Genomic DNA, 19,820 nt, shown 5'->3' on the forward strand with positions numbered 1-19,820 from the left:
AACTCCTTTGTATGCGCTTTTGCGCAAAATATACTTAGTCGAAATAGCCCTTTGCGGCCAGCAGCTCTGCCAGCAGAACGCCGCCGCCTGCAGCACCGCGCAGGGTGTTGTGGCTCATGCAGGCAAACTTGTAATCAAACAGGGTGTCCTCGCGCAGGCGGCCGATGCACACAGCCATGCCGTTCTCGGTGTTGCGGTCCAGCTTGGGCTGCGGGCGATCCGGCTCGGTGAAGTAATGCAGGAACTGCTTGGGTGCGCTGGGCAGGTCAAGCTCCTGCGCGGGACCGCGGAAGTTTGCCCATGCCTCCAAAATCTGCTCCTGGGTGGGCTTCTTCTCAAAGCTTACAAACACGGCAGCGGTGTGGCCGTCGGAGACAGGCACGCGGAAGCACTGTGCGGTGATCACCGGCTTTTCGGCGTTCACGATATGGTCGCCCTCAATGTGGCCCCACAGCTTGAGCGGCTCGCGCTCGCTCTTTTCTTCCTCGCCGCCGATGTAGGGGATCACGTTGTCCACGATCTCGGGCATACGGTCAAAGGTCTTACCTGCACCGGAAATGGCCTGATAGGTGCACACCAGAGCCTTGCTGACGCCAAAATCCTTCATCAACGGGTGCAGGGCGGGAACATAGCTCTGCAGGCTGCAGTTGGACTTGACGGCAATAAAGCCGCGCTTGGTGCCCAGACGCTTGCGCTGTGCGGGGATGATCTCGATGTGGTCGGCGTTGATCTCGGGCACCACCATGGGCACATCCGGGGTAAAGCGGTTTGCACTGTTGTTGGACACCACCGGGCACTCAGCCTTTGCATAGGCCTCTTCCAGAGCCTTGATCTCATCCTTGGGCATGTTGACTGCACAGAAGATAAAATCCACCTGAGAAGCAACCTCTTCCACCTTGGATGCATCCAAAACTACCATCTTCTTGACACTTTCCGGCATGGGGGAGGTCATGGCCCAGCGGGGACCGACAGCTTCCTCATAGGTCTTGCCGGCGCTGCGGCCGGATGCGGCCAGAACGGTCAGCTTGAACCAGGGGTGATTTTCCAGCAGCGTCACAAAACGCTGACCGACCATACCAGTCGCACCTACGATACCCACTTTATACTGTTTTTCCATTTCCAGCACCTTTCCTTTCGTGAAAGCGAACTCAATAAATATTTCTATTACATAGATTCACGGCTTGCAAACCGGACAGCGATGCAATATAATAGATACTGTTTATACAGATTTTATGATATCATTGATACGGTGTCCGTGTCAATCATCGGAAAGGCAAATTGCACGCTATGTTAAAAAAAGATTTTTGGTATGATTTACCCAAAGAACTCATTGCACAGGAGCCGGCTGACCCCAGAGACTCTGCACGGCTGATGGTGCTGAGCCAGAAAGACGACAGCATCCAGCACAAGATCTTCCACGATCTGCCGGAATTTTTAGAGCCGGGCGACCTGCTGGTGGTAAACAATTCCAAGGTCCTGCCCGCCCGCATTGTGGGCGTCAAGCAGCCCACCGGTGCTGTGTGTGAGCTGCTTTTGCTGCGTCAGGTCAAAGGCGACCAGTGGGAATGCCTTGCAAAGCCCGGCAAGCGGATGCAGCCCGGCACGAAGGTGAGCTTTGGCGATGGCTCCCTGACTGCTGTGGTGGACGAGACCATGGAGGACGGCAACAAGTACGTTACATTCTATTACGATACCGAGACCCTTTATGAAAAGCTGGACGAATTTGGCAAAATGCCTCTGCCGCCCTATATCACCAAGCAGCTGGAGGATCAGAGCCAGTACCAGACCGTCTATGCCAAGGAGCTTGGCAGCGCCGCAGCGCCCACGGCTGGCCTGCACTTCACCCCGGAACTGATGGATACCATCCGCGCCAAAGGCGTGAACATTGCCGAAGTGACTCTGCATGTGGGTCTGGGCACCTTCCGCCCTGTACAGGAGGACGAGATCACGGATCACAAAATGCACAGCGAATGGTACTGCATCGACGAAAAAACGGCGCAGATGATCCGCGATACCAAGGCTGCCGGTCACCGTGTGATCGCAGTGGGCACTACCAGCTGCCGCACGCTGGAAGCCGTTGCCGCAAAGTACGGCGAGATCCGCGCCTGCAGCGGCAACACTTCTATCTTCCTGTATCCAGGCGTGAAGTTCAACTGCATCGACGGCCTGATCACCAACTTCCACCTGCCGGAAAGCACCCTTATCATGCTGGTGTCGGCCCTGTATGGCTACGAAAAGACCATGGCAGCCTATAAGGTGGCTGTAGAGGAACGTTATAGATTCTTCTCTTTTGGCGATGCGATGCTGATTCTTTGATTATTTTTCCCACTATTCTGTTGTTGATGAGCCTGATCCCGGGCTTTTTCATGAAGATCGCACGGCTGTTTTCCGTGCACAGAAAGGAACAAAAACTATGCCTTCTTTGACGACCTATAAGCTGCTCAAGCAGGAACACGACGCCCGGCGGGGCGAGTTCAAGACCGTGCACGGCACGGTGCAGACGCCCGCTTTTCAGAACGTGGCTACCGCCGGTGCCATCAAGGGCGGGTTGTCTGCTCAGGACCTGAAAGACATTGGCGCACAGGTCATGCTGTGCAACACCTACCACCTGCATCTGCGCCCCGGCGACAAGCTGGTAGCCGATATGGGCGGTCTGCACAAATTTACCCGCTGGAACGGCCCCATTCTGACCGACAGCGGTGGATTTCAGGTATTCAGTCTGGCCAAGCTGCGCAAGATCACCGAAGAGGGCGTGACCTTTGCCTCCCATCTGGACGGCCACCGCATCTTTATGGGACCGGAAGAGAGCATGCAGATCCAGGCAAACCTTGGCTCTACCATCGCCATGGCCTTTGACGAGTGCGTAGAGAACCCCGCACAGCACGATTACTCCAAGGCCAGCTGTGAACGCACGACCCGCTGGTTGAAACGCTGTAAGATTGAAATGGCCCGCCTGAAGCACGAGGGCATTTCCGTGAATCCCGATCAGCTGCTGTTTGGCATCAATCAGGGCTGCACCTTTGCTGATCTGCGTGTGGAGCACATGAAGCAGATTGCAGACCTCGATCTGGACGGTTACGCCATCGGCGGTCTGGCTGTGGGCGAGCCCACCGAGGTGATGTATGAAATGATCAGTCAGGTGGAGCCCCACATGCCCAAGGATAAGATCCGCTACCTGATGGGCGTTGGCACCCCCGGCAATATCATTGAGGCAGTTTCCCGCGGCGTGGATCTGTTTGACTGCGTGATGCCCAGCCGTAATGCACGCCACGGCCACTTGAACACCTGGGGCGGTATCATCAACATCAAGAATGCAAAGTATGAGCGCGATGAACGCCCTATTGATCCTGCCTGTGGCTGTCCGGTCTGCCGCAGCTATTCCCGCGCCTATATCCGCCACCTGTTCAAAGCGGAGGAGATTTTGGGAATGCGCCTTGCCGTCATGCACAACCTGTGGTTCTATAACCATCTGATGGAGCGCATTCGGGATGAGCTGGATGCAGGCACCTTCACGGCTTTCCACGATAAATATGTAAAGCTTCTGGATACCCGAATTTGAGAATAAGACTTGCAACAGGTCGTTTAAAAAGGTATAATAAGCTTATCTGAATTTTGAGAGGAGATTTTGCCCCATGCAATTTCTGACTACCACTTCCGAAGGCTACATCAGCCTGTTCTTCACACTGGCTCTGATGCTGGTTCTGCTGTACTTCATGATCTATCGTCCCCAGAAGAAGCAGGAGAAGAAGGATGCCGCAATGCGCAGCAGCCTAGAGATCGGCGATCAGGTCACCACCATTGGCGGTGTCATTGGCCGTGTTGTTGCAATCAAGGACGATACCTTTGTTCTGGAGACCGGTGCTGACCGTGTGAAGATCCGCTTCACCAAGACTGCAATTTCCGCTGTTGAAAAGCTGAACATGGACAAGGCTGACAAGAAGTAAGCTTTTTCTTCAAACAATTAAGAGCATATCAAACGCGTCTTCCTGCATAGATTACTGGCAGGGAGGCGCGTTTTTATGTCTGAGAAAAAACTTTTCCCGGCGGAACTCCGGGTTCTTCTGCTGGCGGGGGCAGTCGGCGTTATGGTCACAGCGGGCTGGCTGGCCGCAATGGCAGCGCTGATGACAGCACAGGGTTATTCTGGTGCCGCCGCACCGCCGCTGGCAACAGCAGCCGTTGGTGCAGGGAGCCTTTGCAGCGGTTGGATCGCTGCATTTTGCAAAAAGGAACGCGGCCTGCTGTACGGGCTTGTACAGGGCCTGTTTTATGCGGCATTGCTCGTGGTGCTCAGCGTTCCTTCCGGTACGCTTACGGAAGAGCCGCCGCTGCTGCGGTTTGCTGTGGTGATCCTGTGCGGCAGTATTGGCGGATTGCTGGGCATGGTGACTCGGGAGAAAAAGCGCCGCAGCTGAACAAATAAAACAAGGAGGTTCGATCATGTGGGTCTATCAGCAAACCGGAATGCCAGCGCACTTGCCAGAAGCTGCGCAGCAGCTTCCCACAGGTGAAGCTGTGCTTCTGCCGCAGCCGCAGAAAACACTGCCGCCAGAACGCTCTGCACCGGAAGTGCCTTCACCGCTGCAGAGACATAACACGAAAACTCGGCAGAAAACCTGCTGGCTGCTCGTCTGTGCCTTTCTGATCGGCTCTGGCTCAGCTGGTGTGCTTCTGGCTTTCTGCGAAAAGCAGCAGCCGGACTGGCTGCAATATTACCTGCAAAGCTGGCGCGGCCTGTTTGCCGCTGCAGATCCACATACTGCGGCCAGCCTTTTCGGAACGGAATATCTTACGCTGGCTGCGGCCGCGACCCTTCTGTTCCTGATGGGCTTTTCCACACTGGGGCCGGTTTTGATTTTTTTGTTTACGATGTTCTATGGGCTGGGAAACGGGACGCTGTTTGTGCAGCTGCTTTCCGACACGGCACTGAAAAAAGAAACGTGGCTTCTGCTGCTTGCATTTCTGCCTGCGGCAGCTGCTTCTGCAGGGCTGTGCACGCTCGGCACAGATTCTCTGCGGGTGAGCAGCCAGATCCGCGTCTGTTCCTTTTTTGCAGCAGGGCCTGACCGGGAGGTCGTCCGGCCACATGGATTCATCCGGCAGTATCTGCTGACGCTGACGTTATTTGTGCCGCTGTGCGGCATTTCTGCAGCGCTTGCAAGCATTGGAAGCAGGCTTTGAACAAGGGCTTTTCTTGCGGGTTTGCTTGTTATATGCTACAATAGAGAATAATAGAACCAAGACAATGTAACAGGAGCTTTTTTGATGAAGGAACCAAAACTGAAAACTGTATATGTGTGTTCCAACTGCGGCGAGACAAGCCCCCGCTGGATGGGCCGCTGCCCAAGCTGTGGCAGCTGGAACACGATGAACGAGGACGTTGTAGCGGAAGCCCCCAAATCAGGTACTGCCGCAGCCAAACAGGCGGCAGCCGTCCGCCCGGAGGGGGTGACCACCCTGACCGCAAAACGCCTTTCTGAAATCAGCATGACCGAAGAAAAAAGCCGTATTCTGACCGGCATTTCGGAGCTGGACCGTGTACTTGGCGGCGGCATTGTGCTGGGCGGCGTTGTGCTTTTGAGCGGTGAGCCGGGTGTGGGCAAATCTACTATGCTTCTGCAGCTGTGCGGTGCCATTTCCAACCAGCACAGCGTTTTGTATATCACTGGCGAGGAATCGGTGCGGCAGGTCAAGCTGCGCGCTGCCCGGCTGAAAGTGCCGCAGGATAACATCTTTCTGGCAGCGGAGAATGATGTGGACGAGATCTGCGGCCTGATCGAAAAAGAAAAGCCGGATCTCGTGGTCATCGACTCCATCCAGACGATGCGCTGCATGGATATCTCGTCCTCCTCCGGTACGGTAAGTCAGGTCAAGGAAAGTGCGGCCCGCCTGCTGGCCGTGGCCAAAAAGCAGGAGATCCCCATGTTCATTGTGGGCCATGTGAACAAGGACGGTGCCATTGCAGGCCCCAAAGTCATGGAGCATATCGTGGATACGGTGCTTTACTTTGAGGGCGATAAAATGCTGCCGTACCGCATCCTGCGTGCGGCCAAGAACCGTTATGGCTCTACCAATGAGCTGGGCATGTTTGATATGACGGGGCAGGGCCTTGCTGAGATCGAAAACCCTTCACAGATGCTGCTGGAAGGCCGTCCTCTTGGCGTTTCCGGCAACTGTGTGGCCTGTACCATGGAGGGCAGCCGTCCCATTTTGAGCGAAATTCAGGCCCTTGCAACCAAAACCAATTTTCCAGCGCCGCGCCGTGCCTGCAGCGGCTACGACTACAACCGCATGAATCTGCTGATCGCTGTGCTGGAAAAGCGTGCAGGGTATTTCTTTGGCAACCTGGATGTATATATCAACATCGTGGGCGGCATTGCGCTGCGTGATACTGCCTGTGATCTTTCTGTCTGCTTGAGTATGGTCTCCTCGCTGCTGGACAGGCCCGTCAGCGATAAGCTGATCGCCATTGGCGAGGTCGGCCTTGGCGGTGAAGTGCGCAGCGTACCCAATCTGGAACAGCGCCTGCATGAGGCAGAGCGTATCGGCTTTGAACGTGCGGTGATCCCGAAGCACAGCCTGAATCATCTGAGCCCGGCAGATTATCCTGGAATGCAGCTGATCGGCGCGGCTTATATTACCGATGCGATCAATGCCCTGAAATCTGACCGCTTATAAGAGGAAAAACAATGTCGATCTATCTGGACGAGAAAAATCCCGGCAAGCACAAGCCCTTCGATGATGCTGCACCGGACATTGTAGAATACGTCCGCTATCTGGAAGTGATCGCGGGCAAAAGCGCAAACACGGCGTTCAGCTACTACTGTGATCTGCGCGGATTCAGCCGTTTTATGAAGCGCCGCCGTGGGCTTGTGCCCGAAGACAGTGAGATGAAGGATATCGACCCCAAAGGGCTGGACACCGCATTCTGGGCCTCCGTAACAAAGGAGGATATCTACGAATATCTGTACTTTTTAAACCGCGAGTGCGGCAACAAAAAGTCCTCAACGGCCCGGCGGCTGGCAAGCCTGCACGGCTTTTATGATTACCTGGTCAATCAGGTCAACCGGCTGGATGCAGATCCGACTGCGGCCATCCACCCACCCAAACAGGATAAGGTACTGCCCAAATATCTGACGGCGGAGCAGTCCATGGAGTTATTGGAAAGCACGCAGACCCAAAGCGATTTTCCGGAGCGGGATTATTGCATGGTGACGCTGTTTTTGAACTGTGGAATGCGTCTGGCAGAGCTTGTCGGCATGAATCTGGACGACATTGATTTGGAAAACCGCCAGATACGCCTGTTTGGCAAGGGCCACAAGGAGCGCATGGTTTATCTGAATGATGCCTGCATGGAAGCATTGCGGCTGTATCTGGGCAAACGCAATACGATGGAGGGGCTTCTGCCGCAGGAAAAGGCGGTCTTTATTACCCGACGGCGCAAAGAGCGTATCTCGAACCGCAGGGTAGAACAGCTAGTGACCGGTGCAATGAAAGCAGCCGGATTAAAAGGCTTTTCCACACATAAGCTGCGCCACACTGCCGCAACTCTGATGTATCAGACCGGCAATGTAGATATCCTTACACTCAAGCAGCTTTTGGGCCACAGCAACGTGTCTACCACACAAATTTATACGCACCTACAGGAATTTCAGGTGCGCGCGGCTATTGAAGAAAACCCGCTGGGCAAGGTTAAAAAGCCCAAAGCATCTTCTCACATCTTGGATACAACAGAAAAGGAAACAGGGGAGCCAGCAGAGGATTCAGCTCTGGATGAGGAACTTTCGTCTGCGCCCATGAAAGCCTTTGAGGGTGCGGCTCAGGATGGCATCGGACTGGATGCTTCCGTGCTTGCAATGAAGCCTGATGCGAACGCTGAAAACGGAAATTCCTGAACCACATAAGAATACCCATAAAATGGAACGATACCGTCTGTGACGCGTCCAAAGTGTGGATATGTCATCGGCGGTATTTTTATAGATATATTTATATAAATAATGGAATGATAAGCTGTGATCTGGCCAGCGATTTGAAATCGTACGAGCAAATGGTCGTTCACAGAAAAATAAAAAGATCAGAATGACCACAGAACTTATAGCGACATAAAAAGAGAATCTGGAAAAATAAAATGCAAGCGCGCATGGCAGCGGCAGACTGTGCAGCTTTGTAATTTGTAAGTCCATAAAAAGATTGTAGCACCAAAATACAAATGAGACACAAAAATATAAAAAAGCAAAAGTTGAATCATACGGTATTACAGATGGCTGCAGATCCGTAGGTCGCGGAAAAAGGCCAGATTCAGGAAAATAGAGATTTTTCACTTCCCTATATTTCGCATAACGTGCATTATACGAAAATCATGTAATTGAAAAATAAGACCGCCCTTCTCTTCTGGTTATGAGTTCAGCGGTCTTAAAATACTGATGGCTGTATGGTGTTGGGTTCAGAATGTTATCGCTTCTTCTCCCTTGGTGATGCTATGCTGATACTTTTTAATTTAAAGTGAACCCGGCAAGCTGCTCGGCCTGCGGCTGTGTGCCAAAGTATGCACAGATCGCTTCGTAATAAACGCGGGCTGTTTTTTTACAACCTTCTTCGCTGCCGAACTGTGCAACATCTGCTTCATTCGTTACAAAGCATTGCTCTGCCAGCACTGCCGGACAATTTACATCTTCCAGCAACGTAAAGCTTCGCTCTGCACGCACCTCGGTGTGGGTGCTTTCCACCAGTTGCTTCTGATCGTTTTCCAGATAATAAATGTATCGGACTCCCCCGCGCCCACGCAGAGATGCTCCTGCAGCCTGCATTCCTTTGGCAAGCAGCTGCGCAAAGTAAAAGCTTTCCTGATGCCAAGTCCGGCCCGGCACTGCCGGATAGCACTCAAAGCCGGATGCAGTGGAGCCATTTGCAGCTGAGTTGCCGTGGATGGAAAGCAGCAGCTGCGGTGCCTGTTCGTCCGCTCTGGCGGCACGCTGGGCGGGTGTAGTGGTTTCATCAAAGCTGTCACGGGTCTGCAGCGGAATAAAATTAGAGTCCTGCTGCAGCAGCCGGATCAGTTCCGAGGCGGTTGCTGCGGTCATATCTTTTTCTTCGATCACTCCCCTTGCACCCGGGTCTGCTCCACCGTGCCCAGCATCGATCACCACGCGGTAAGGCGGATCACCGACCTGCGGACGGAATTCTTCACCGGCGATGCTTTCCGCTGGCTGAACTGTCTGCAGAGTCAGCGCTGCATGCCAGAGTGAGCTGCCAAACCAGATGCCCACTGCGCAAAAAAGCAGAATGACCGTATTTTTGAGCACATGAGAAGTCTGTTTTCGTCTTTTTGAGTGCGCGGCTTTGGAATATCGTTTTGCCATTTTGGCTTACATCCTTATACTAGTATTCTTTATAGAATACGATCCTGCTCTGCAAATTCCTTCAATGTGAGAAAAAGCTACCCGAAAAATCCTTCGGATAGCTTTTTCTTTATTTCAGCTCTACCACGGTCACGCCGCTTTCACCCTCGCCATAACGGCCCAGGCGGAAGCTTTTGACCATGCGGTTGCCGCGCAGATGCTTGTGGATAGCTGTGCGCAGCGCACCGGTGCCATTGCCGTGGATCAGATAAACCACTGTCTGTCCGTTCAGGATGGCACGGTCGATAAAGGAATCCACCTCCGGCAGCGCTTCGTCCACCGTCAGGCCCAGCAGATTGCATTCCATCTTGGCGGAACGCTGTACCCTCTCTACCCTGCCGTTCGGGCGGTTGGCATCGCCGGTCAGGCGGGAATAACGCTGCTGTGCTTTAGTCTGCGGTTTCTTTTCCTTGACCAGCTTTTCCGGCTGTTTCAAGCCCTTGAGCGGAACTTTGGTCTTGATGATGCCTGCACGCACCAGAACATCGCCGTTTTTATCCGGCAGGGCTAATACGGTGGCCAGCTGGTTCAGCTCTGCAATGCAGACCTCCTGCCCTACCTTGACCTCTTTCAGCGGCACAAATTCCTTGACGGGGTTATGCACAGCCTCGGAGCCGATAAATAGCTTTTCCGATTCTTTTTTGGCGATCTCGCGGGCGCGCTGAGCTTTCTGCTGGGTGCTCATGCGCTCGTCCTTCTGCAGCTGACGCAGTTCATCAGTCAGGGCGTAAGCCTGACTTTCCACCTGCTGTGCCAGCGCACGAGCCTTGGCACGGGCAGCTTCCAGTTCATTTTCGCCCTGACGGATCAGCTCATCACGCTTTTTCTGCGCGGCTTCCAGCTGGTGGGAAGCTTCATTTTTCAGCTCTTCCACCTCGTTCTGGCTTTCCTTCAGCTGCAGCTTCAGATCATCCAGCTGCCCCAGAACGGCATCCAGACGCTTATCCTCTGCAGAAAGATGCTGCTGTGCCGCTTCGATCACGCGCTCCGGGATGCCCAGCTTTTCGCTGATGAGGAACGCATTGGATTTGCCCGGCACGCCGACGCTCAGCTTATAGGTCGGGCGCAGCGTTTCCAGATCAAACTCACAGCTGGCATTGACAACGCCCTTGGTTTCCAGAGCAAACACCTTCAGCTCAGCGTAGTGAGTGGTGGCCATCAGCAGCACGCCGCGGCGGCGCAGCTCTTCAATGATGGCCACAGCCAGCGCAGCACCTTCGGCGGGGTCGGTACCGGCACCAAGCTCGTCCAGCAGCACCAGTGTGTGCGGCATGGCAAGCTCCAGAATGCCGGTGATTTTTTTCATATGGCCGGAGAAGGTGGAAAGGCTCTGCTCAATGCTCTGTTCATCGCCGATATCCACCAGAAATTCGTCAAATACGCAGATCTCACTGCGCTCGTCAGCCGGGATCAGGAAGCCGCACTGCGCCATGGCGCACAGCAGGCCCGCTGTTTTCAAGGTGACGGTTTTGCCACCGGTGTTCGGTCCGGTGATGATCAGCGAATCGTAATCCCTGCCCAGAGCAATATCCACAGGCACGCACTTTTTAGGATCGATCAGCGGGTGGCGCGCACGGATCAGCGAGAAGGAATCGTCGGTGCGGACAGCAGGCTTGAATGCCTTGAAATCCAAAGCCAGCCGTGCCTTTGCCAGCAGAACATCGATCTCCAGCATAGCCTTGTAGCTGTACTGGAACTGCGGCTCAATGGCAGCCACCTGTGCGGTAAAGGCCACCAGAATGCGCTCGATCTCCTGCGCTTCCTGCGCACGGTACTGCAAAATGCGGGCATTGGCTTCCACAACGGCCTGCGGCTCCACAAAGACGGTGGCTCCGGTAGACGAAACATCATGAATAATGCCGCTCACCTCACCGCGGTATTCGCTCTTGACCGGCACAACATACCGGCCATTGCGCATGGAAACCACGCTTTCCTGTAGATACTTGGAGGTATCCATATTGCGGACCATGCTCTCCAGACGGTCACGGATGCTGTTCTCCGTTGCGCGGATCTTTTTGCGCAGATCGTTCAAGGTATGAGAAGCCGTGTCTGCCATGGCATCCGGTGCCAGAATGGCGCTGGAGATCTGCTGTTCCAAGCCCGGCTGCGGTGCCAGCGCATAGAACAGATCGTCTGTAGGCAGAGCGTCGTGCTCCGAAGCACCATACCAGCTTGAAAGATTCTGAAAATTGCGCAGTGCACCAGCCACCATCAACAGCTCGCCCATTGAAAGTACGCCGCCTTTTACGGCGCGGGCCGCCAGCTGACTGACATTCTCCACGCCGCCAAAGCGCGGGGAGCCGTTTTTGATCAGCAGAGTGTTGATGGCATCGGTCTGTTCCAGCGCATAGCGCACCTCGTCCGGGTCGCACTGCGGCTGAGTGGCAAGCAGCATTTCGCGCGCTTCCTTGCACACGCAGCCCTCTGCGGCACGGGCGATGATCTTATCCAGTTCCAGAGTTTTTAAGTAACTTGTTTCCATAGGTTTCCTTTATGCTCAGGGCAGCAGGGTCTTTAAAAAGTCATAGCTTTTCAAAGGCTTGTCCAGGTGGGTCAGTGCATAGCGCTCTGCCACTGCGGAAAGCTTTTCCAGACTGCCCACAGAAATTTTGAATGCAAATATTTTTTTGTCGTCCACAAGGCAGATGTGCCGCAGCGCATACAGTGCGCCCTGATCAAGGTTGCAGGTCTTTCCTGCTTTTGCGGCGCAGTCTGCACAGAGCAGGTGGCCTTCCTGCACATCCAGATAGAACACAGCACCGTCATAGGCGCTGCAATCGCGGCAGCACACGATCTGCGGCATAAAGCCGCACTCGCTCATGGTGCGCAGTTCAAACACGGCCTTGATCACCCGCAGGTCCGTTTTGCTCTCGCTGATCATATAGAAACAGTTGAGCAGCAGCCGAAGCTCCCGCTGTGCCTCCTGCCCGGTGGGCGAAAGGGTCATTGCCATTTCAGCCATATACATGGCAAGGCTCATGCCCTCAATGCTGGACGAGATGCCGTGAAAGACATTTTTCACTTCCGCTTCCCGCACAGTGTACATGTTGCGGCCCGGCACCAATGTGAACTCGGAGTAGCAGAACAGCCCGCACGCGCTGAACAGCTTGCTCTTCAGCCGCAGACTGCTCTGCGCTGCCGCCGAGATCACGCCCAGTTCCGGTGTCAGGATCGTCAGAATGCGGTCCGATTCCTTATAGCGGGTCTCCTTCAGCACCAGACCCGTGGTTACAAAGGCTTCCATTTTCTTGGTCCTCTGCCGGGGTTTCTTCCGGCCGCTGTTGTTTATAATCGAGATAACGAAGAATGTTTCCCGTGCAGGCAAACGCCTGCCAGCTTGCTTGTGCATCCATTTGCAGCACCTCTTCCCTGTTACGGATAGTGTCAGGTTTATTTTAACCGTTCATCCAAGGGAATTCTGTCCTGCTTTGGCAAGTGTCAGCGGTTATTGGTGTTCTGCTTGAAGCCAAAGTTGTTCAGCAGGAACTCGTTATCGCGCCAATCGGATTTTACCTTTACCCAGCACTGCAGATTGACGCGGCAGCCCAAAAACTCTTCGCAGTCTGCACGAGCAGCACTGGCAATTTTTTTCAGCATTGCGCCGCCTTTTCCAATGACCATGCCCTTGTGGCTTTCGCGCTCGCAGTAGATATTTACATCAATATCGATCAGGTCGGTGCCCGGGCGCTCTTTGAAGCGCTCCACCACAACAGCAATGCCATGGGGGATTTCGTCGCGCATGAACAGCAGGGCCTTTTCACGGATGACCTCCGCCACAAGCTCCTTTTCCGGCATATCCGTGTAGGCATCATCATCAAAATAATGCGGGCCTTCCACAGCATAGCGGCTCAAAGCATCGAACAGCACTTCGCAGCCGTCGTTATCACGGACGCTGATGGTGTAGATATCGTCGAATACACCCAATGCCTTCAGCTCTTCTTTGCGGGCTTCCAGATCAGCAGGCTCCTTGACAAGGTCGGTCTTGTTGATGACTGCAATTGCCGGGCCGCCGCTGCTGCGCAGCATATCCACCAGCACCATTTCCGATTCATTCAGTGCGCCGTAAGGCTCAAACAGCATCATGGAAACATCCACATCTGCAATGGAATCGCTGGCAGTCTTATCCATCCGTTTACCCAGTTTGTTGCGTGCCTTGTGCACACCGGGTGTATCCAGCAGCACATACTGCAGCGGCCCGCGGGTGATCACGCCGGTAATGCGGGTGCGGGTGGTCTGCGGCTTGGAAGTGACGATGGCTACCTTTTCGCCAACCAGAAGGTTGGTCAGACTGGATTTGCCAACATTGGGACGGCCAATGACAGCCACAAAAACGGAAGAAGTATCATAATGCCCCTGAATGGGTGTAGCGTTACTCAAAATCTAGCTCCTGTCTGTATTGTGCGGCAACCGCACGGTGAATCTATTACTCGGTATAACTTACAGTGCGCGGCAGGCCCAGCTGCAGCAGAACAGCTTCCTCTTTCTCACGCATCCGCATGGCTTCCAAACCGCCATTTTCGTGGTCGTAGCCCAGCAGGTGCAGCATGGAGTGCACCGTCAGGAACGCCACCTCACGCTGCAGCGGATGGCCGTAGAGGTTTGCCTGCTCCTGTGCACGCTCCATACTGATGACGATGTCACCCAGCATTTTGCAGCCGTTGTTCTCGTCAACATCATATTTGCCGTCCACCCCCAAAGGGAAGCTCAGCACATCGGTGGGCATGGGCTTGTTGCGGTACTGGTTGTTCAGCTCAGCAATGGCGGCGTTATCCACAAAGGTCACGCTGATCTCTGCAGGAGCTTCAAAATGCTCATATTCCAGCACGGCATTACAGGCACGGCGGATGAGAATGCGCAGACCGGAAGGAACCTTGACGGCCTTCTGTGAATTGGTGATCAAAACTTTATTGGACATAAATCAGTCCACTCCTTTCTGTTTTTGATGGCTTTATATAAATTCTGGTGATTTTATTTTTCAGGGTGTGCAGCCTTTTCGTAAGCCTTGATAATTTCCTGCACTAGACGGTGGCGCACAACATCCTTCTCAGTAAAATAGCACTGTGCAATCCCATTTACATTTTTAAGCACGTGCAGTGCATCCACAAGACCGCTGCGGGTGCGTTCCGGCAGATCGATCTGGGTCACATCACCGGTAACCACCACCTTGGAGCCGACACCCATACGTGTGAGGAACATTTTCATCTGCTCCGGTGTGGTGTTCTGTGCCTCGTCCAGAATGATAAAGGAATCATCCAGCGTGCGTCCGCGCATATAGGCAAGCGGTGCAACCTCAATGATCTGCTTTTCCACAAGGCGCTCGTAAGTTTCGGCACCCAGCATATCAAACAGGCCGTCATACAGCGGGCGCAGATAAGGGTCTACCTTCTGCTGCAGATCACCAGGCAGAAAGCCCAGCTTTTCACCCGCTTCCACTGCCGGGCGGGTGAGCACGATACGGGAAACATCCTTGGCTTTAAAAGCCTTTACCGCCATGGCAACGGCCAGATAGGTCTTGCCGGTACCCGCCGGGCCAACGCCAAAGGTAATGGCATTGGTGCGGATGGCATTGAGATATTCCTTCTGGCCCAGTGTTTTGGGCCGGATCGGCCGTCCCTTGACCGTTACGGTAACAAAATCTTCGGTCAGTTCCTTGACCCGCTTTTCTGCTCCATCGTGCGCCAGACTGATGCAGTAGCGCACGGTCTGGTCTTCCAGCGGTGTATGATTCTCGATCAGAAGCAGCATTCCCTCCACAGCGCGGCTGGCCGCGGCAACATTGGCCGGTTCGCCTGAAAGCCGCAGCTGCGTGCCCCGGCAGACCGCCGTAACAGAAAACTCGTTCTCCAGCAGACGGATGTTCCGGTCGCAGTTGCCAAAAACAGCTGCGGCGACCTCTACACTATCCAGTTCAATATTCTTTTCTGCCATGTGCTCCTCCTGAAAGGATATATTTTAATGCTTCTATTGTACCACCAAAATCTCGAGAAGAAAACTGTGAAAAGTGCACAAAATATTTTCATCCGTTCCATCGGTTTTTCCATACGGCAAGGCAGCTGCCCATGCAAAGCGGCAGCAAAAAGGAAAATGCAGGAACAGGAACGCATCCTGTACGAATGATCTTGTCAAGTCCTTTTGTGTCACAACCACAGAGAAAAACAAAACATATCTTTGGACAAAAAGGCAATAGCAAACTTCTCCCCTGCGTGCTACAATAGCAAACGTTGTGCGGCTTGCATCCGGCCAGCCGCTCCGGAATGCTGAAATCAAAGGAGAAGGAACCATGGAACAACTTTTTCTGATGCCCGGTGAAGAACGCTGCGAACGCTTCAAGGATGGCAACGGTATTCCGAGAGTTCACTACTCCTATCGCTCGATGCACGGTGCATTCTTCGACTGCGAGAGCCGCAGTTTGGAGGAAGCCCAGCGCCTGTGTGAGGACTGGCTGGTAGGTCAGGACCGCTGCTACCGCAACTGAAATGAAAAATAGAAACCTCCGCTTCCCTGTCGGTACTGCCGCCGGGAAGCGGAGGTTTTTGCTTTTTACAGGTTTATTTCCACAGTTGAGCGCAGACAAGTTCCAGCACACTGCCCGCTATGCAGCGGGCCTTATCCGAAATGAGAAAACAGTTGGAAAGTTCCTCTTTGCGGGGGTCTATATCGGCCACCTTAAAACCGGGCGTTACCGGATAGCTGCTGCGCAGAAGCCCGCGCAGAATGCCCGTGATCTGCGTGGTCACAGAGATCATGGCACCATCTGCCGTGCGGATCTGCGCAATGGTCTCACCCGCTTCCACAATATCACCAATTTTGCGGAGATCCATAAATATACCGGCCGTGCTGGCATGGATCACGCGCTCTTTGCCGTAGCCGCCAATGATTCCGGGAATGCCGGTATCGGGGATGGCGCTGCCTTCCCGAATGATGCGTCCCAGCCGGTGGCCGCGTTTGGTCTCCACCACCACATCCACATCCTGCCCGGCCGTGAAACCGGGGCCGAGTGCAATGGTCAGGGGTGCCATATCCCGTGTTGTGCCAAGATTCTTTTTGGCAAGGATCGCATCCACAAGGACATCCGGCTTTGCCGGCGCAATGCTTTTGCCTTGCGGGTCTACCAGAACAGGAACAGCATTCTGTTTCCAGACTTCTTCTGCCTGCGCCAGAGTTTCGATCCGTACCGCACGCAGACCTTCAACGGCGGTCTCACCTTCATAAACGGCTTCGCACAGAGAAACCTGCCGCCGGATCGCCGCCGGATGCTCCGCTTCCAGCACCAGCACACGCAGGCCTGCGCTCCACAGCCGGTGAATGGTGCCGGTAGCAAGGTCGCCGCCGCCGCGCACAAGGATCAGTGCATCCTTCTTCATTTGATCTCCTCTCCGGGCTGGAGTCGAGTCAATACGATCTCCATAGACCCACCGCAGGCAGCAATTGCTGCATCATCATTTTTGCCGTCTGCCGAAAAATGCAGCCGTTGATACGCCGGAGCAGCTCCCGTCAGCATTTCCTGTGCAGCCAGAATGGTGCGGTGCTCCATAATACCGCCGCCCACGCTGCCCACAATAGAGCCGTCTGTGCGAACCAGCATTTTTGCGCCAATTTCCCGCGGCGTAGAGCCGTGCCGCGCCGCAATCACGGCAAGCACCGCCTGCTGCCCGGCGGCATCTGTCTGAGCCATGGCTTCCAGAAGGGCAGATGAAAAGCCCTCCGTCTGCGGACGCGCATTCTTGATCGATACGATCTGTGCCAGAATGGAAAGTGCGATCTCCTCTGCCGTCTGTGAGCCGATGGAAAGCCCGATGGGGGCGTACAACGCCTCCACTCTTTCGGCATCGATACCGGCTTCCAGAAGTTGACGGCGCACCAGTGCGGCACGCCCGCGGCTTCCCATCATGCCAACATAGGCTGCAGGCTTTTTTAATATCACCTTCAGGCAGTCCACATCAAATGCATGTGCCCGGGTGACGACCACAAAATAAGTCTCTGCGCCGTCAGGTACCTGCGCAAGCGCTTTATCAAACGGCAGGCAGAGCACTTTATCGGCTCCGGCCAGCCGCAGCTGCTGTGCATATTCCTCGCGGTCATCCATTGCAAGGACCGTCAGGCCCAGCAGCTTTGCAAGCTGCACAACAGCTGCAGCCACATGTCCGCCGCCGCAGACTACCAGCTGCGGCACCGCGCCAAAGCGCTCCGCAAAGATGTCTGTGCCTGCAACAGAGTGGATACCAGCTGCTGTGCAGCCCTGCAGTTCTGTCAGGTGCTGCAGCAGTACGGTGCTGTCTCCCCTCTGCCACACAGGCCTGCCCTCCCGCAAAAGCAGCTGGCTCCCCGCGGCATCGCCCTCTAACTGGGCCACCATCGTCCAGCCGCCCGCAGAACGGGCTTTTTGCAGCATTGTATAAAGCGGCATTTTACCCATGCGTCATTCTCCTGTTTTATCTTTGTTACTGTTCTACTGCTGCGGCCTGATCGTAACGTGCCGGGTCCAGCCGGTTCTGCCACTGCTCAAATTCTTCCGGCAGCATCCGCCAAGCAAGGCCGCAGCCTGCGGAGATCTCGCGCGGCAGTGGGATGAGCCTGCCCGGAACCTTCTCCGCAAGGCACTGCTTTTCCCATTCCATGGCATCCAGCGTTGTGCGGAACGAAAGAACAATATAAGTTTTTTTGATGCGCATATCAGATCTCCTGTGCAAGCTCCTGAACAGCGGCTGCGGTCTGAAGCACTTCGGCTTCCGTATTGAAATGCGAAAAGCTGAACCGTACCACGCCCTGCTCCACCGTGCCCAGCGCTTTATGCATCAGCGGTGCACAGTGCGCACCGGCACGCACACAGATGCTGTAGTCCTCCCACAGAATATCTGCAATGCGGGCTGAATCTTCGTCTCCGATGTTGAGCGAGATAATGGGAGCGTGCAGCGCCATTTCCGGGTCGCCGTAGATCTTCACGTTCGGCAGATCTCGAATGTTTTTATAAAAGAGCGCCGCCAGTGCAGTTTCTTTTGCACACAGCGTTTCCACACCCTGAGCCAGAATCCATTCTACACCGGCACACAGACCCGCCAGACCCGGAACATTGAGCGTCCCGGCTTCCAGAGCGGTGGGCATCTGTGCGGGATGCTGTTCATCAAAGCTGTGTACGCCGCTGCCTCCCACTACCAATGGCCGGATGGAAAGCCCCGGACGCACATACAAGCCGCCTGTTCCCTGCGGGCCAAGCAGCGCCTTATGCCCGGTGAAGCATAGCACATCAATGCCCAGTGCCTGTACGTCAATGGGCTGTGAACCCGCCGTCTGGGCCGCATCCACGATCAGCAGCAGGCCGTGCCGGTGCGCAAAAGCCGCTGCTTTTGCAAGATCCGTTCCGTTGCCGGTCACATTGGAAGCACCTGTTACGACCAGCGCTTTTGTATTGGGCTGAACCAGCTTATCCCAGTCATCATATTGCAGCCGTCCGCGCTCATCCACGCCCGCAAAACTGAACTGCAAGCCCTGTTCCCGCAGTCGGTAGAGCGGCCGCAGAACAGAGTTATGCTCACATACCGTTGTGATGATATGATCGCCCGGTGCAAAAAGACCACCCAATGCAATGTTCAAAGCCTCCGTTGCATTTGCCGCAAAGGCAATGCAGGACGGGTCTGGTGCGTGGAGGAGCTTTGCCATTGCGCACCGCGCAGCATAAACAAGACGGCTTGCGTGCAGCGTGGGCTCATGGGCGCCCCGTCCCGGATTGCCTGCCGTGCGCATTGCGTCCAGCACAGCCTGCTCCACCTGCGGCGGCTTGCGCAGGGTCGTGGCAGCGTTATCCAGATAGATCACGGTTTCACCACGTTACCGGCCTGCGTCAGTTTTTCCACGATAGTGTACATGTTGGTCACATTGCCAACAGCAAGCTTTTCGGTCAGGCCATAGAAATTCAGGCAGGTGCCGCAGGTCATGATCTCCACGCCCTGTGCTTCCAGTGCCTTCAGATCATCCAGCATGGGCGAACCCTCACAGGTCAGGGACGCGCCGCCGTTATAGAACAGCACTGTTTTGGGCAGCTGATCCTGCTGGGTAAGTGCGAACACAAATGCCTTGAGCAGGGACTTGCCAAGGTCATCTGCGCCAATGCCCATTTTATCAGAGCTGATGGCAACCACCGTGTCTGTGCGGGTGTCCGGTGCACAGGCCGGTGCTTCTTCAGTGGGTGTTTCGGACGCTTCGCCGACTGTGAAGAGCACGCGGTATTCCCGCTCGGCCAGCTTTTCGGCGCTGTACCGATAACCTTTCTGCTGGGCCATTTTGGTAAGGTTCTGCACGGCGATCTCATTATCCACCAGCACTTCCACCTCACCGGCACCCTGCAGTTCAGAGATCGCCTTTTTGGCTTTTACAACGGGCAGCGGGCATGCGTCGCCACGGGCATCAACTTTCAGCATCATAATT

Annotated in this window: 20 protein-coding genes; 8 read left to right on the forward strand and 12 right to left on the reverse strand. The window is 54.7% G+C overall.

Annotation, left to right across the window (positions count from 1 at the left end; genetic code table 11):
- Window positions 1-34 precede the first annotated feature (34 nt).
- Window positions 35-1,117 (reverse strand): aspartate-semialdehyde dehydrogenase, encoded by a 1,083-nt coding sequence (asd, locus tag DW937_RS01420; RefSeq protein WP_097777790.1) that lies wholly within the window; start codon window positions 1,115-1,117, stop codon window positions 35-37.
- 170 nt (window positions 1,118-1,287) lie between these two features.
- On the opposite strand from asd, the gene queA reads away from it, so the two are divergent.
- The 7 genes from queA to DW937_RS01455 all read left to right on the forward strand — a co-directional run bounded on the left by queA (window position 1,288) and on the right by DW937_RS01455 (window position 7,895).
- Window positions 1,288-2,316, forward strand: coding sequence for a tRNA preQ1(34) S-adenosylmethionine ribosyltransferase-isomerase QueA (gene queA / locus DW937_RS01425; RefSeq protein ID WP_120119878.1), 1,029 nt, complete (start codon window positions 1,288-1,290; stop codon window positions 2,314-2,316).
- A gap of 97 nt (window positions 2,317-2,413) precedes the next feature.
- A complete protein-coding gene (tgt, locus tag DW937_RS01430; RefSeq protein WP_005942084.1) occupies window positions 2,414-3,559 on the forward strand; it encodes a tRNA guanosine(34) transglycosylase Tgt in 1,146 nt (381 codons plus the stop codon).
- A 73-nt stretch (window positions 3,560-3,632) separates the two neighbouring features.
- Window positions 3,633-3,944 carry a preprotein translocase subunit YajC gene (gene yajC, locus DW937_RS01435; RefSeq protein ID WP_005942086.1) on the forward strand — a complete coding sequence of 104 codons (312 nt, stop codon included), beginning with the start codon at window positions 3,633-3,635 and terminating at the stop codon, window positions 3,942-3,944.
- Window positions 3,945-4,019: 75 nt separating this feature from the next.
- On the forward strand, window positions 4,020-4,415 hold the full coding sequence (locus DW937_RS01440; RefSeq protein WP_120119879.1) for a TIGR04086 family membrane protein: 396 nt from the start codon (window positions 4,020-4,022) through the stop codon (window positions 4,413-4,415).
- A gap of 25 nt (window positions 4,416-4,440) precedes the next feature.
- Complete coding sequence (locus DW937_RS01445) at window positions 4,441-5,181, forward strand: hypothetical protein (RefSeq protein WP_120119880.1); 741 nt, start codon at window positions 4,441-4,443, stop codon at window positions 5,179-5,181.
- 84 nt (window positions 5,182-5,265) lie between these two features.
- Window positions 5,266-6,678: a DNA repair protein RadA gene (gene radA / locus DW937_RS01450; RefSeq protein ID WP_120119881.1), complete on the forward strand. Its 1,413-nt coding sequence runs from the start codon at window positions 5,266-5,268 to the stop codon at window positions 6,676-6,678.
- A gap of 11 nt (window positions 6,679-6,689) precedes the next feature.
- The gene (locus tag DW937_RS01455; protein ID WP_120119882.1) at window positions 6,690-7,895 is read left to right on the forward strand and encodes a tyrosine-type recombinase/integrase; all 1,206 of its coding nucleotides are present in this window, start codon (window positions 6,690-6,692) and stop codon (window positions 7,893-7,895) included.
- A 597-nt stretch (window positions 7,896-8,492) separates the two neighbouring features.
- On the opposite strand, the gene DW937_RS01460 is transcribed toward DW937_RS01455, so the two are convergent.
- The 6 genes from DW937_RS01460 to DW937_RS01485 form a co-directional block, all read right to left on the reverse strand.
- Complete coding sequence (locus DW937_RS01460) at window positions 8,493-9,359, reverse strand: N-acetylmuramoyl-L-alanine amidase (protein ID WP_243111399.1); 867 nt, start codon at window positions 9,357-9,359, stop codon at window positions 8,493-8,495.
- Window positions 9,360-9,468: 109 nt separating this feature from the next.
- Window positions 9,469-11,880: an endonuclease MutS2 gene (locus DW937_RS01465; protein WP_120119883.1), complete on the reverse strand. Its 2,412-nt coding sequence runs from the start codon at window positions 11,878-11,880 to the stop codon at window positions 9,469-9,471.
- Between the two features lie 15 nt (window positions 11,881-11,895).
- Entirely contained in the window at window positions 11,896-12,642 is a 747-nt protein-coding gene (gene recO, locus DW937_RS01470; protein WP_120119884.1) for a DNA repair protein RecO, read from the reverse strand.
- A 194-nt stretch (window positions 12,643-12,836) separates the two neighbouring features.
- Entirely contained in the window at window positions 12,837-13,775 is a 939-nt protein-coding gene (era, locus tag DW937_RS01475) for a GTPase Era (protein ID WP_154255692.1), read from the reverse strand.
- Window positions 13,776-13,821: 46 nt separating this feature from the next.
- Window positions 13,822-14,313, reverse strand: coding sequence for an rRNA maturation RNase YbeY (gene ybeY / locus DW937_RS01480; protein WP_097775507.1), 492 nt, complete (start codon window positions 14,311-14,313; stop codon window positions 13,822-13,824).
- Between the two features lie 53 nt (window positions 14,314-14,366).
- Window positions 14,367-15,326 carry a PhoH family protein gene (locus DW937_RS01485; RefSeq protein ID WP_005942102.1) on the reverse strand — a complete coding sequence of 320 codons (960 nt, stop codon included), beginning with the start codon at window positions 15,324-15,326 and terminating at the stop codon, window positions 14,367-14,369.
- A 352-nt stretch (window positions 15,327-15,678) separates the two neighbouring features.
- Between DW937_RS01485 and DW937_RS01490 the strand changes: the two genes are divergently transcribed.
- A complete protein-coding gene (locus tag DW937_RS01490; RefSeq protein ID WP_005942104.1) occupies window positions 15,679-15,873 on the forward strand; it encodes a DUF3873 family protein in 195 nt (64 codons plus the stop codon).
- Window positions 15,874-15,946: 73 nt separating this feature from the next.
- On the opposite strand, the gene yqeB is transcribed toward DW937_RS01490, so the two are convergent.
- From yqeB to yedF, 5 genes are read right to left on the reverse strand one after another with little or no spacing between them, the layout of a single operon-like run.
- Window positions 15,947-16,762, reverse strand: coding sequence for a selenium-dependent molybdenum cofactor biosynthesis protein YqeB (gene yqeB, locus DW937_RS01495; protein ID WP_120119885.1), 816 nt, complete (start codon window positions 16,760-16,762; stop codon window positions 15,947-15,949).
- Complete coding sequence (locus DW937_RS01500; protein WP_120119886.1) at window positions 16,759-17,814, reverse strand: XdhC/CoxI family protein; 1,056 nt, start codon at window positions 17,812-17,814, stop codon at window positions 16,759-16,761. Before DW937_RS01500 ends, yqeB begins: the two co-directional genes overlap by 4 nt.
- Before the next feature lie 25 nt (window positions 17,815-17,839).
- A complete protein-coding gene (locus DW937_RS01505; RefSeq protein WP_097775510.1) occupies window positions 17,840-18,070 on the reverse strand; it encodes a DUF3343 domain-containing protein in 231 nt (76 codons plus the stop codon).
- A gap of 1 nt (window position 18,071) precedes the next feature.
- A complete protein-coding gene (locus DW937_RS01510; protein WP_120119887.1) occupies window positions 18,072-19,211 on the reverse strand; it encodes an aminotransferase class V-fold PLP-dependent enzyme in 1,140 nt (379 codons plus the stop codon).
- Window positions 19,208-19,816, reverse strand: coding sequence for a sulfurtransferase-like selenium metabolism protein YedF (yedF, locus tag DW937_RS01515; RefSeq protein WP_347561873.1), 609 nt, complete (start codon window positions 19,814-19,816; stop codon window positions 19,208-19,210). The genes DW937_RS01510 and yedF overlap by 4 nt, the downstream gene beginning before the upstream one ends.
- Between the last annotated feature and the right edge of the window lie 4 nt (window positions 19,817-19,820).

Source organism: Faecalibacterium sp. AM43-5AT (assembly GCF_003603345.1).
Taxonomy (GTDB): domain Bacteria; phylum Bacillota; class Clostridia; order Oscillospirales; family Ruminococcaceae; genus Faecalibacterium; species Faecalibacterium taiwanense.